The organism is Pseudomonas brassicacearum, from assembly GCF_003732175.1.
In the GTDB taxonomy this organism is placed as follows: Bacteria; Pseudomonadota; Gammaproteobacteria; order Pseudomonadales; family Pseudomonadaceae; genus Aquipseudomonas; species Aquipseudomonas brassicacearum_G.
In genome coordinates this window covers 243,529-256,001 of the sequence record NZ_MOBI01000017.1, presented here as the reverse complement: position 1 = coordinate 256,001, position 12,473 = coordinate 243,529, and the positions used below count along the sequence as shown (strand labels likewise).

General features: G+C 59.1%; 10 protein-coding genes. 7 read left to right on the top strand and 3 right to left on the bottom strand.

Annotation, left to right across the window (positions count from 1 at the left end; translation table 11 throughout):
- Positions 1-380: 380 nt before the first annotated feature.
- From nadE to BK658_RS17090, 3 genes are all read right to left on the bottom strand, one after another.
- Positions 381-1,208, bottom strand: a complete 828-nt coding sequence (gene nadE, locus BK658_RS17100; RefSeq protein WP_123583289.1) for an ammonia-dependent NAD(+) synthetase — start codon at positions 1,206-1,208, stop codon at positions 381-383.
- Between the two features lie 4 nt (positions 1,209-1,212).
- Complete coding sequence (gene pncB, locus BK658_RS17095; protein ID WP_123583288.1) at positions 1,213-2,439, bottom strand: nicotinate phosphoribosyltransferase; 1,227 nt, start codon at positions 2,437-2,439, stop codon at positions 1,213-1,215.
- A 289-nt stretch (positions 2,440-2,728) separates the two neighbouring features.
- On the bottom strand, positions 2,729-3,640 hold the full coding sequence (locus BK658_RS17090; protein WP_123583287.1) for a LysR family transcriptional regulator: 912 nt from the start codon (positions 3,638-3,640) through the stop codon (positions 2,729-2,731).
- 164 nt (positions 3,641-3,804) lie between these two features.
- On the opposite strand from BK658_RS17090, the gene amaB reads away from it, so the two are divergent.
- From amaB to BK658_RS17050, 7 genes are all read left to right on the top strand, one after another.
- Positions 3,805-5,295 carry an L-piperidine-6-carboxylate dehydrogenase gene (gene amaB, locus BK658_RS17085; protein ID WP_123583286.1) on the top strand — a complete coding sequence of 497 codons (1,491 nt, stop codon included), beginning with the start codon at positions 3,805-3,807 and terminating at the stop codon, positions 5,293-5,295.
- 152 nt (positions 5,296-5,447) lie between these two features.
- Positions 5,448-6,731 (top strand): L-pipecolate oxidase, encoded by a 1,284-nt coding sequence (gene amaA / locus BK658_RS17080; protein ID WP_123583285.1) that lies wholly within the window; start codon positions 5,448-5,450, stop codon positions 6,729-6,731.
- A 382-nt stretch (positions 6,732-7,113) separates the two neighbouring features.
- A complete protein-coding gene (locus tag BK658_RS17070; protein ID WP_123583284.1) occupies positions 7,114-8,247 on the top strand; it encodes an ABC transporter substrate-binding protein in 1,134 nt (377 codons plus the stop codon).
- A 185-nt stretch (positions 8,248-8,432) separates the two neighbouring features.
- Positions 8,433-9,347, top strand: coding sequence for an ABC transporter permease subunit (locus BK658_RS17065; RefSeq protein WP_054598222.1), 915 nt, complete (start codon positions 8,433-8,435; stop codon positions 9,345-9,347).
- Between the two features lie 2 nt (positions 9,348-9,349).
- Positions 9,350-10,648 (top strand): high-affinity branched-chain amino acid ABC transporter permease LivM, encoded by a 1,299-nt coding sequence (gene livM, locus BK658_RS17060; RefSeq protein WP_123583283.1) that lies wholly within the window; start codon positions 9,350-9,352, stop codon positions 10,646-10,648.
- Positions 10,645-11,520, top strand: coding sequence for an ABC transporter ATP-binding protein (locus tag BK658_RS17055; RefSeq protein WP_123583282.1), 876 nt, complete (start codon positions 10,645-10,647; stop codon positions 11,518-11,520). Before livM ends, BK658_RS17055 begins: the two co-directional genes overlap by 4 nt.
- On the top strand, positions 11,517-12,233 hold the full coding sequence (locus BK658_RS17050) for an ABC transporter ATP-binding protein (RefSeq protein WP_123583281.1): 717 nt from the start codon (positions 11,517-11,519) through the stop codon (positions 12,231-12,233). The genes BK658_RS17055 and BK658_RS17050 overlap by 4 nt, the downstream gene beginning before the upstream one ends.
- Positions 12,234-12,473 lie beyond the last annotated feature (240 nt).

The window sequence follows — 12,473 nt, the reverse complement described above, 5'->3', positions numbered from 1 at the left end:
TCAGTGGCCGGATGCTCATGGAATAGGTGGCCGGATGGCCGTGGAATCCGCAGGCGAGGCTACTCCTGATCGTTCTGTTGAGTTGTTCTTGGGAGTCAGTCCAACAATACCGGTAGATGTCATCCCGGTTCAGCCTGATGGGAGCTGGAGTACCTCAGTCGACCTGTCGTCCAGTGGTCTGGTATATGTAACGTACAAGGTCCGAGAGCTGGATGGTAATGGACGATTTTCACCCTCTCGGAGATTCAATTTGACTACATAGAGATCGTCGCATTCACGGTGATTAGTCACTGTGCCAAGTGATTCAAGACGGTTTACAAGTAAAAACCCACTGTGGATCACTCCCCCAGTGGGTTTTTTGTTTACGTTCCAATCGTCACTTACGGCGCAAACGGCATCACCCGCTTGTGATGAGTCTTGCGATACGTGTCACAGATGATCTTGAACGCTTCCTCACGCACCGGCTCACCATGCAGGAAAGCATCAATCTCGGCGTAGGTCACGCCGTGGGACGCTTCATCCGGTTTGCCGGGTGACAGATCTTCAAGGTCGGCAGTCGGGATTTTTTCTACCAGCGATTCCGGTGCGCCGAAGCTGCGGGCGATGGCCCGGACCTGGTTTTTCACCAGGCCGCTCAGCGGTGCGAGGTCGCAGGCGCCGTCACCGAACTTGGTGAAGAAACCCATCACCGCTTCTGCTGCGTGGTCAGTGCCGATCACCAGGCCGTGGGCGGCGCCTGCGATGGTGTATTGCGCAACCATGCGCATCCGCGCCTTGGTGTTGCCCAATACAAAGTCCACCGAGACCGCGTGCTTGCCTTCGAAGGCCGCGACTTCACTGGCCAGCGACTTGACTGCCGGGCCGATGTTCACGGTGTGGCGCTCATCCGGGGCGATGAAGTCCACCGAGGCTTGCGCATCGTGTTCATCGAACTGGGTTTCGTACGGCAAGCGTACGGCGATGAACTTGTAGCCTGCGTCACCGATGCGCTCACGTAACTCGCGCATGGCCCGCTGGGCCAAAAGGCCGGCGGTCAACGAGTCGACGCCGCCGCTGATGCCCAGCACCAGCGTCTTGAGCCCGGAATTGACCAGGCAATCCTGGATAAAGGTAATCCGCCGTGCGACTTCAGCCTCCAGGGCTGCCAGGTTTACGAAGGGCGGTTGGACCTTGAGCTGTTCAGCAATCTCACGCTGTACGGCTTGCATGAATTCACTCCTTGCTTGATGTGCCAGAGAGGGCGGCAGGTACTTGAAACACATGTCGCAAATAGGCGACGAAATTCGGGTCTTTGCAGTGTGTCTTGCCTGCTTCATCGGAAATCTTGGCGACGGGTTGACCGTTGCATGCCGCCATTTTAAGCACGATGCTCATCGGTTCGACACCCGGAATATCGCAGGTCAGGTTGGTGCCAATACCGAAGCTGACATTGATCCGACCCTGCAACGCGCGGAATATCTCCAGCGATTTTGGCAGTGTCAGGCTGTCGGAAAACACCAGCGTCTTGCTCATCGGCTCGATACCGAGCTTATGGTAGTGGGCGATGGCTTTTTCGGCCCAGGCAATCGGGTCCCCGGAATCATGGCGCAAGCCATCGAAGAGCTTGGCGAAATACAGGTCGAAATCGCTCAGGAAGGCATCGGTGGTGATGCAATCGGTCAGGGCGATCCCCAGCAGGCCGCGGTATTCGCGAACCCAGCAATCGAGGGCGGCGCTCTGGCTGTCGATCAGTCGCGGGCCGAGTTGCTGGTGCGCCATGATCCATTCGTGAGCCATGGTGCCCAGCGGCTTCATGTCCAGCTCGCGGGACAGGTGCACGTTGCTGGTGCCGACGAAACGTCCGGGGAAGTCGTGCTTGAGCACGTTTACCACTTCTTCCTGCACACGGTAGGAGAAGCGCCGGCGAGTGCCGAAATCCGCCACCTGCAGGTGCGAGAGTTCATCGGCGCTGGCATTCGCGCTCAGCCAGTCGAACTTGCGATAGAGCTGCTCGCGGGCCTGCTCCATGACGACTTCACGGTAGCGATAACGGTTGCGCACTTCGCTGACCACCGCCAGCAGCGGCACTTCGAACAGAATCACATGCAACCACGGCCCACGCAGACGGATAAACAGCTCGCCGTTCTCGATGCCGGTGTGGATGTAGCGCAGGTTGAAGCGGAACAACCCGAGAAAGCGCAGGAAATCCGGCTTCAGGAAGCTGATGCGTTCCAGGAAACTCAACTGATCGTTGCTCAGGCTCAGTTCAGCCAGACGCTCGATCTGAAAACGAATCTCCGCCAGGTAGGGGCGCAGGTCCTCACTGTTACGGCAGCGGAACTCCCATTCGACTTCAACGTTGGGGTAGTTGTGCAGCACCGCCTGCATCATGGTCAGTTTGTAGAAGTCGGTGTCGAGCAAGTTCTGCACGATGCGATCGGCAAACACACTCTCGCTCATAACGGGAATCTCCAGGCTGGCCGCCGCCGATGGCAGCGACGTTTCAGCTGTTTCAATGAATGGGGCTAGTGGCGCATATCGGCGGGCTGTATTGCCAGCATTTTTTTAGCGTGCGAGCGCTTCCTGTGGCGAGGGGGCTTGCCCCCGTCGGAGTGCGCAGCACTCCAAAATCCGATGAACGCGGTATGCCTGATGCAATGTAATTACAGGTTTTTGGGCCGCTGCGCGACCCAGCGGGGGCAAGCCCCCTCGCCACAAATTCCATTTGCCACAGGTTTTGTGTAAGGCCTCAATTCTGCGACGTGTCCGGGCTATCGATCTGCTCCAGCATCCAGGTGACAAAATCGCGCACCTTGGGCACTTCCGCCGAATGTTCGGGATAGGCCAGGTAATAGGCGTCGCTGCTGGGCATTGCGTGCGGCCAGGGGATGACCAGTTTACCGTCGGCCAATTCCTCTTCCACCAGAAACCGTGGCAACAGGGCGACACCGCAGCCGACTTGTGCGGCGCGGATGCACATATAAAAGGTTTCGAAGCGTGGCCCGTGATAACTGTGCTCGGTTTGATAGCCCTGGCTGTCGAACCAGTCGTGCCAGGCCTGGGGCCGCGAGGCGCTTTGCAGCAGCACCAGATCGCTGAGTTGCGTCGGGTCGGTGAAAGGCTGCTCCGGCAGGCTGCCCGGTGCGCAGACCGGCACCAGCTCTTCGCCAAACAGCTTCAGGCATTCGGTGCCGGGCCGCGAACCCTGGCCGAAATAGAACGCCAGGTCGCTACGCCCTTGCAGCAAGTCGTCGGCTTCCTGTTCGGTGCACAAGTCCAGGTGAATATGCGGATGCCGCAGGCGCCAGCCTTTCAGGCGCGGCACCAGCCAGCGAGCGCCGAAGGTTGACGGCGTGGACACGCGCAATACTTCGGTCTCTCCGCCGTAGGAACGCAGGTAGTGGGTCGACATCTCGACTTGCGAGAGAATTTTTCGCACTTCAACCAGGTACAAATCCCCGGCCGGAGTCATTTGCAGGCGTCGACGTACCCGGCGAAACAGCAGGTGCTGCAACAGCTCTTCGAGTTGTGCGACCTGTTTGCTCACGGCGCTCTGGGTCAGGTTCAGCTCTTCGGCGGCGCGGGTGAAGCTCAGGTGACGAGTGACTGCCTCGAAACACTGCAGCGCGGTGATTGACGGCAAGTGGCGTTTATTCAGCATCGGAGGGCCCTTGTTCTAGTTGCAACGCTTTGCATGAATAAACGGAATGATATCTCGCTTAATCGTCGTTTGTTGGCAAGTCTCGGGGCGGCTACAACTATAGGCCTGAAGCCCCTCGTCTGCGGGCTGTGAATTTTCTGCTTTTCACGTTGAAGGAGTGACCCATGGTTGCCGCATTGCTTGATCGTTTGGGGGTGAACCCGGCCCTGTACCAGAACGGCAAACAGCCCGTGCATTCACCGATCGACGGCAGCCTGATGGCCTCCGTGAACTGGGAAGGCGCTGCTGAAGTCGAGCAGCAGGTCAGTCGCGCAGAGCATGCGTTCGACCTGTGGCGCAAGGTTCCGGCACCGCGTCGTGGCGAACTGGTGCGTCAGTTCGGCGAAGTGCTGCGCGAGTACAAGGCGGATCTGGGCGAGCTGGTGTCCTGGGAAGCCGGCAAGATCACTCAGGAAGGTCTGGGTGAAGTTCAGGAGATGATCGACATCTGCGACTTCGCCGTCGGCCTGTCGCGCCAGCTCTACGGCTTGACCATCGCCTCCGAGCGTCCAGGCCACCACATGCGTGAGTCCTGGCATCCGCTGGGCGTGGTCGGGGTGATCAGCGCGTTCAACTTCCCGGTCGCGGTCTGGGCCTGGAACACCACGCTGGCACTGGTTTGCGGCAACTCGGTGATCTGGAAGCCGTCGGAGAAAACCCCGCTCACCGCACTGGCCTGCCAGGCGCTGTTCGAGCGCGTATTGAAGAATTTCAGCGATGCGCCGGAGTATCTGAGCCAGGTGATCATCGGCGGCCGCGATGCCGGTGAAGCGCTGGTGGACGACCCGCGTGTGGCCTTGATCAGCGCCACCGGCAGCACCCGCATGGGCCGCGAAGTGGCGCCGAAAATCGCCGCACGCTTTGCTCGCAGCATTCTGGAGCTGGGTGGCAACAACGCGATGATTCTCGGCCCAAGCGCCGACCTCGACATGGCGGTGCGGGCGATTCTGTTCAGTGCAGTCGGCACCGCCGGTCAGCGTTGCACCACCCTGCGTCGCTTGATCGCCCACGAGTCGGTCAAGGAAGAGATCGTCACCCGCCTCAAGGCAGCGTATTCCAAAGTGCGCATCGGCCATCCGCTGGAAGGCAACCTGGTCGGCCCGCTGATCGACAAGCACAGCTTTGAAAACATGCAGGACGCGCTGGAACAAGCCTTGAGCGAAGGCGGCCGGGTGTTTGGCGGCAAGCGTCAGCTTGAAGACAAATTTCCGAACGCCTATTACGTTTCGCCGGCCATCGTCGAAATGCCGGAGCAGAGCGATGTGGTGCGCAGCGAAACCTTCGCGCCGATTCTGTACGTGGTTGGCTACAAGGACTTCGCCGAAGCGCTACGCCTGAACAACGCGGTGCCACAAGGCCTGTCGTCGTGCATCTTCACCACTGACGTGCGTGAGGCCGAGCAATTCATGTCGGCAGTGGGCAGCGACTGCGGCATCGCCAACGTCAACATCGGCCCGAGCGGTGCGGAAATCGGCGGCGCCTTTGGCGGTGAGAAAGAAACCGGCGGCGGTCGCGAGTCCGGCTCCGATGCATGGCGCGGCTACATGCGCCGCCAGACCAACACCGTCAACTACTCGCTGGAGTTGCCGTTGGCCCAAGGGATCACGTTCGACTAAGCCCCGGATGATCGTTCCCACGCGCAGCAAAGGAATGCAGCCCGTGACGCTCCGCGTCACATCGAGAGCAGACGCAGAGCGTCCGGTGAGGCATTCCCACGCGGAGCATGGGAACGATCAGGTAGGTTAGGTTTCATTTTTGGAGTCTGGCGATGCCGTTACGCGAAGAATGCTTATGGGAAAAACTGACGCCGCAACGGCCTGACCGGGCGGCGCTCAAGGGTGAGGTCACGGCAGACGTCTGTGTGATCGGCGCCGGTTTCACCGGTTTATCGGCGGCGGTGCATTTGCTGGAACAGGGCAAAAGCGTCTGCGTACTCGAGGCCAAGCGCTGCGGGCAGGGCGGTTCGGGGCGTAACGTCGGGTTGGTGAACGCCGGGATGTGGATTCCTCCGGACGAGATCGAAGCCGGGTTCGGCGAAGCGATCGGCAGCCAGCTCAATCGCATGCTCGGCGCGGCACCCGCTTTGGTGTTCAGCCTGATCGACAAATACAACATTGATTGCCAGTTACGCCGCGAAGGCACGCTGCACATGGCGCACAACGCCCGTGGCGAAGCCGATTTGCGCAGTCGTGAAGAACAATGGAAGCGCCGCGGCGCGCCCGTGGAGTTGTTGACCGGTGCGGCGTGCGAGCAGGCCACCGGGACTAAAAAGATCGCCGCCGCGTTGCTCGACCGTCGCGCCGGCACGCTCAATCCGATGGCGTACACCAGCGGTCTGGCCAAGGCTGCCGCGGATTTGGGTGGTCAGTTGTTCGATCATTCGCCGGTGACCCGGCTCGAACGTCAGGGCCAACGCTGGTCGGTGCAAACCGACGCCGGCTCGGTCATGGCCGAGCAGGTGGTGATCGCCTCCAACGCCTACACCGAAGGCGACTGGACTGAACTGCGGCGCAGTTTTTTCCCCGGTTATTACTATCAGGTGGCTTCCGCGCCGCTGACCGAAGAAGCCGCGCAACTGATCTTGCCCGGTGGCCAGGGTTCCTGGGACACCCGTCAGGTGCTCAGCAGCATCCGCCGTGACAGTCACGGCAGGTTGTTGCTCGGCAGCCTGGGCAACGGCAATCAGAAACCCACGTGGTTCCTCAAGGCCTGGGCCGACCGGGTTCAGCAGCATTATTTCCCTTACCTCAAACCAGTGGACTGGGAATGCGCCTGGACCGGTTGCATTGCTTTTACCCCTGATCACTTGATGCGGTTGTTCGAGCCGGCGCCCGGTTTGGTGGCCGTGACCGGTTACAACGGCCGTGGCGTGACCACTGGCACGGTGGTCGGTAAAGCTTTTGCCGATTATCTGTGTAACGGAAATCCGCAGGCGCTACCGATTCCCTTTGCGCCCATGCAACCACTGGCCGGGGTGGGCCTGCGCAGTTGTCTGTACGAGGCCGGGTTTTCGCTCTATCACGCGGGCCAGTGCCTGCGGATTGTCATCTGATCAAGGAAATATGTTGCGCGAAGCGGCGCTTTTTGGCGCAACGACTAGCCTGTAATGGTGCGGGTTTGTAGCAGTTGCGCACCAGCAGTGTGCAGTTCGGTGACGCACGCTGTTACAGGCCGGTTGCACGTCGTTTGGCGCCGCGGTTGCAATGATGGCGCGCGAGGGTTGCGCCTAAAAAAGTAAATGGTTTCACCTTCCGCGGTTTAGACGGTTGCACGCCCAATGAAAAAGGGCTCGAAACAGTCGAAATAACAATAAAGCAGCGACTTTTTGAAGAATAAAAAACCGATGGCACGCCACTTGCTCTGCGCTTGTAGCTGAATCAAAGCTTCCGCTGAAGTTGCTGTGCTAACTAAAAAAACCTCAGGAGCACCATCACATGTCGCAGACGTTTTACAGGAAAGGTTTTCTGGCACTCGCAGTTGCTACTGCATTGGGTGTTTCTTCGTTTGTTCAGGCGGATGTCAAACTTGGTGTGGCAGGTCCGATGACCGGTCCCAGCGCTTCCTTCGGCTTGCAATACATGAAAGGCGCGCAAGCGGCGGCGGATGCAATCAACGCCAAGGGCGGTATCAACGGCGAAAAAATCGTACTGGTCCAGGGCGATGACGCCTGCGAACCGAAACAGGCTGTGGCCGTCGCGAACAAAATGGTCCAGGACAAGGTGATCGGCGTGGTCGGGCACTTCTGCTCGTCTTCGACCATCCCGGCTTCCGAGGTCTACTCCGACGCCGGCATCATCGCAATCACCCCGGGTTCTACCAACCCGACGGTCACCGAGCGCGGCCTGCCTGCCATGATGCGTATGTGCGGACGTGATGACCAGCAAGGTATCGTCGCGGGCAACTACATCGTCGACGTCCTGAAAGGCAAGAAAGTTGCCGTCATCAACGACAAAGACACCTACGGTAAAGGCCTGGCGGACGCGACAGCGAAACAGTTGACCGCGCGTGGCGTGAAACCGGTTCTTGAAGAAGGCCTGACCCGCGGCGAGAAAGATTTCAGTGCCCTGATCACCAAGGTCCGTTCGGTTGGGGCTGATGTCCTTTACTTCGGCGGCCTGCACCCGGAAGCGGGTCCACTGGTCCATCAACTGCGTGAGCAAGGTCTGAAAGACGTCAAGTTCATGTCCGATGATGGCATCGTCACCGATGAAATGGTCACGACTGCCGGTGGTGCTCCTTACGTCGATGGCGTGTACATGACCTTCGGTGCTGACCCGCGTCTGATTCCAGACAGCAAGGCTGTCGTGGATACCTTCCGCAAATCCGGTTACGAGCCTGAAGGCTACACCCTGTACGCCTACGCCTCGGTACAGGCCCTGGCTGCCGGCTTCAACGGTGCCAAGTCGAACAAAGGTGAAGACGCCGCCAAATGGCTCAAGGCGCACCCGGTGGAAACCGTGATGGGCAAGAAGGAATGGGATAGCAAGGGCGACCTGAAAATCTCCGACTATGTGGTTTACCAGTGGGATGCTGCAGGCAAATACCACCAGCTGGACAAACAGAAGTGAGATAAGCGCACCGCCAGGTCTGGGCCTCTCGATATCCGTCGTGGGGCCCGGCTTGAGTCATGGGTTCTGCAATCATGCCGACCCGGTATTTTTCTTCTGAGCCACATGAACCTGGCCAGGTGCGCCTCACAAGGGCTCATCGACACCGGGTTCGCGGTGGCCTCTCAAGTTAGTGAGAGTGCATGATGGACGGTATTTTCCTGCAACAAGTTATCAACGGTTTGACGCTCGGGTCGGTCTACGGCCTGATCGCCATCGGCTACACAATGGTCTATGGCATCATCGGCATGATCAACTTCGCCCACGGCGAGGTGTACATGATTTCCGCGTACCTCGCGGCGATCAGCCTGGCTCTGCTGTCCTACTTCGGTGTCGAATCCTTTCCGCTGTTGATCCTGGGTACCCTGCTGTTCACGGTCTTCGTGACCGGTGTGTATGGCTGGGTCATCGAACGCATCGCTTATAAACCGCTACGCAACTCCACCCGACTGGCACCGCTGATCAGTGCTATCGGCGTTTCCCTGATTCTGCAGAACTACGCACAGATCGCTCAGGGCTCACGGCAGCAGGGTATTCCTACGCTGCTGAGCGGTGGGCTGAGATTCGATATCGGTACGGGGTTCGTGCAGATCACCTACACCAAGATCTTTATTCTGGTCGCCGCGTTTATCGGGATGGCCCTGCTGACCTACATCATCAAATACACCAAGTTGGGGCGCATGTGCCGTGCCACCCAACAAGACCGCAAGATGGCCTCGATCCTCGGGATAAACACCGACCGGGTGATCTCCTATGTGTTCATTATCGGCGCCGCGATGGCTGCGCTGGCGGGTGTCCTGATCACGGTGAACTACGGCACCTTCGATTTCTACGCAGGCTTCGTGATCGGCATCAAGGCGTTCACCGCTGCGGTGCTCGGCGGGATTGGCTCGCTGCCTGGAGCCATGCTCGGCGGGATCATCCTCGGCGTTTCCGAGTCGCTGTTTTCCGGCGTGATCAACTCTGACTACAAGGACGTCTTCAGCTTCTCGCTGCTGGTACTGATCCTGATTTTCCGTCCTCAAGGCCTGTTGGGTCGCCCACTTGTGGCGAAGGTATAAGTATGTCCGACGCTAATAACAAACCTATCGATGTGAAAAAAAGCCTGATCGACACGGTTCTGGCCGGGTTGATTGCCCTGATTGTCTTCGGTCCGATCGTGGGCGTAGTGCTTGAAGGCTATAGCTACAATCTGCAACCGACGCGTGTGGCCTGGATGGTCGGGGGTGTGATGATCGGGCGTCTTGCCTTGAGCCTGTTCATGCAGACTGCCAAGGGCGTGAAGGTTCAGCAACGCTTCGAAATCGTCGGCTCCGGCGTGCATGTGCTGGCACCTGATTTCAAGTCGCGGCTGCGCTTCATCATCCCGGCTTTGATCGTCATCGCTATCGTGTTCCCGGTCTTTGCCGACAAGTACCTGCTGACGGTGGTGATTCTGGGCTTGATCTACGTGTTGCTGGGCCTTGGCCTGAACATCGTGGTCGGCCTGGCAGGTCTGCTCGACTTGGGATACGTGGCGTTCTACGCCATCGGCGCTTATGGCCTGGCACTGGGTTATCACTACCTCGGCCTGGGCTTCTGGACCGTGTTGCCGCTGTCGGCACTCATGGCGGCGCTGGCCGGATGCATACTCGGCTTTCCCGTGTTGCGCATGCACGGCGACTATCTGGCCATCGTGACCCTGGGCTTCGGTGAAATCATTCGCCTGATACTGACCAACTGGCTGTCCTTCACGGGCGGGCCGAACGGCATGCCGGTGCCATCGCCGTCGTTTTTCGGTATCGAGTTCACGCGTGTGGCGAAGGATGGCGGGATACCCTTCCACGAGTTCTTCGGGACCGAATACAACCCGAACATCAAGTTCATGTTCATCTATACCGTGTTGTTTCTGGTCGTAATGCTGGTGCTGTACATCAAGCATCGCCTGACCCGAATGCCGGTCGGACGTGCCTGGGAGGCCTTGCGCGAAGATGAAATTGCCTGCCGCGCCATGGGCCTGAACCACGTACTGGTCAAGCTGTCGGCCTTTACCCTGGGGGCTTCCACAGCGGGTCTGGCGGGTGTGTTTTTTGCCAGCTATCAAGGTTTCGTCAACCCGACCTCGTTCACGTTCTTCGAGTCGGCCTTGATCCTCGCCATCGTCGTACTCGGCGGCATGGGCTCGACCGTCGGCGTGGTGATTGCTGCGTTTGTGCTGACTGTCGCCCCGGAACTGCTGCGCGGCTTCGCGGAATACCGCGTGTTGCTGTTCGGCATCCTCATGGTACTGATGATGATCTGGAAACCGCGCGGCCTGATTCGTATCAGCCGTACCGGTGTGACCCCGCGTAAAGGTGCCTTGACTGAGAGGAGCGCGTCATGAGCGATGAATTCATTCTCTCGGTAGAGAACCTGATGATGCACTTCGGCGGCATCAAAGCCCTGAGCGACGTCAGCCTGAAGGTCAAGCGTAACTCGATCTTCGCCTTGATCGGCCCCAACGGTGCGGGCAAGACCACGGTGTTCAACTGCCTGACCGGTTTCTACAAGGCCTCTGGCGGGCATATCGAACTGAACACCCGTGGCGTGAAAACCAACGTGATCAAGATGCTCGGGGAACCGTTCAAGGCAACCGATTTCGTGTCGCCGAAAAGCTTTTTCAACCGGCTCCACTACAAGATGTTCGGCGGCACGCACCTGATCAACCGCGCCGGCCTGGCGCGGACTTTCCAGAACATTCGCCTGTTCAGGGAAATGTCGGTGATCGAGAACCTGCTGGTGGCCCAGCACATGTGGGTCAACCGCAACTTGCTGTCCGGCATTCTCAATACCAAAGGCTACCGCAAGGCCGAAAGCGATGCCCTGGACCATGCCTTCTACTGGCTGGAAGTGGTCGATCTGGTGGACTGTGCCAACCGCCTGGCCGGTGAGCTTTCCTACGGCCAGCAACGGCGTCTGGAAATCGCCCGGGCCATGTGCACCCGGCCCAAGATCATTTGCCTGGACGAACCGGCGGCGGGCCTCAACCCGCAGGAAACCGAGGCGCTCAGCGCGATGATTCGGCATCTGCGCGACGACCACGACATTACGGTGGTGCTGATTGAACACGACATGGGCATGGTAATGAGCATTTCCGACCACATCGTGGTGCTGGACCACGGCAACGTGATCGCCGAGGGTAATCCTCAAGCGATCCGCAACGATCCGAAAGTGATTGCCGCCTACCTGGGTGCTGATGAAGAGGAGCTGGTATGACTCAACCGATCCTCGAACTGAAAGCGATCGACGTGTTCTACGGGCCGATCCAGGCCCTGAAAAAGGTCTCGCTGCACATCAACGAAGGCGAAACCGTCAGCCTGATCGGCTCCAACGGTGCCGGTAAATCGACGCTGCTGATGTCGATCTTCGGTCAGCCACGGGCCGCCGATGGGCAGATCGTCTATCGCGGCGTGGACATCACCCACAAGTCGTCGCACTACATCGCCTCCAACGGCATTGCCCAGTCGCCGGAAGGGCGGCGGGTATTCCCTGACATGACCGTCGAGGAAAACCTGCTGATGGGCACGATCCCGATTGGCGACCAGTACGCAGCCGAGGACATGCAGCGCATGTTCGAGCTGTTTCCGCGGCTCAAGGAGCGGCGCAATCAGCGGGCGATGACCATGTCCGGTGGCGAGCAGCAAATGCTCGCCATTGCCCGGGCATTGATGAGCCGGCCCAAATTGCTGTTGCTCGACGAGCCAAGCCTGGGGTTGGCGCCGATTGTGGTGAAACAGATCTTCGCTACCCTGCGCGAACTGGCGGGCACCGGCATGACCATCTTCCTGGTCGAGCAGAACGCCAACCACGCGCTCAAGCTGTCCGACCGGGCCTATGTGATGGTCAACGGTGAAATCCGCCTGAGCGGCACAGGTAAGGAGCTGCTGGTGAACGAAGAGGTGCGTAACGCGTATCTCGGCGGTCACTGAGTTATCTGCTGAAGCCTCCAGCCCCGACGAGCAATCGCCGGGGTTTTTTATATCCCCAAAACACCACCCCCTGTGGGAGCGAGCCTGCTCGCGATGATGGCAGCACATCCAGCATTGAAGAGACTGAACCACCGCTATCGCGAGCAGGCTCGCTCCCACAAGTGTCGGTGGTGCCCTTTCCGGGAATTGTGGAAAACAATATTCGCAACCTGTCAAAGCGCGACATAAAGCCGCTGCAAA

Bases quoted from the DNA above. Each gene is read 5' to 3' on its own strand.
- amaA (WP_123583285.1), top strand. From the start codon at position 5,448: ATGCCGTTACGCGAAGAATGCTTATGGGAAAAACTGACGCCGCAACGG.
- amaB (WP_123583286.1), top strand. From the start codon at position 3,805: ATGGTTGCCGCATTGCTTGATCGTTTGGGGGTGAACCCGGCCCTGTAC.
- BK658_RS17090 (WP_123583287.1), bottom strand. From the start codon at position 3,640: ATGCTGAATAAACGCCACTTGCCGTCAATCACCGCGCTGCAGTGTTTC.
- BK658_RS17070 (WP_123583284.1), top strand. From the start codon at position 7,114: ATGTCGCAGACGTTTTACAGGAAAGGTTTTCTGGCACTCGCAGTTGCT.
- BK658_RS17050 (WP_123583281.1), top strand. From the start codon at position 11,517: ATGACTCAACCGATCCTCGAACTGAAAGCGATCGACGTGTTCTACGGG.
- pncB (WP_123583288.1), bottom strand. From the start codon at position 2,439: ATGAGCGAGAGTGTGTTTGCCGATCGCATCGTGCAGAACTTGCTCGAC.
- BK658_RS17065 (WP_054598222.1), top strand. From the start codon at position 8,433: ATGGACGGTATTTTCCTGCAACAAGTTATCAACGGTTTGACGCTCGGG.
- BK658_RS17055 (WP_123583282.1), top strand. From the start codon at position 10,645: ATGAGCGATGAATTCATTCTCTCGGTAGAGAACCTGATGATGCACTTC.
- nadE (WP_123583289.1), bottom strand. From the start codon at position 1,208: ATGCAAGCCGTACAGCGTGAGATTGCTGAACAGCTCAAGGTCCAACCG.
- livM (WP_123583283.1), top strand. From the start codon at position 9,350: ATGTCCGACGCTAATAACAAACCTATCGATGTGAAAAAAAGCCTGATC.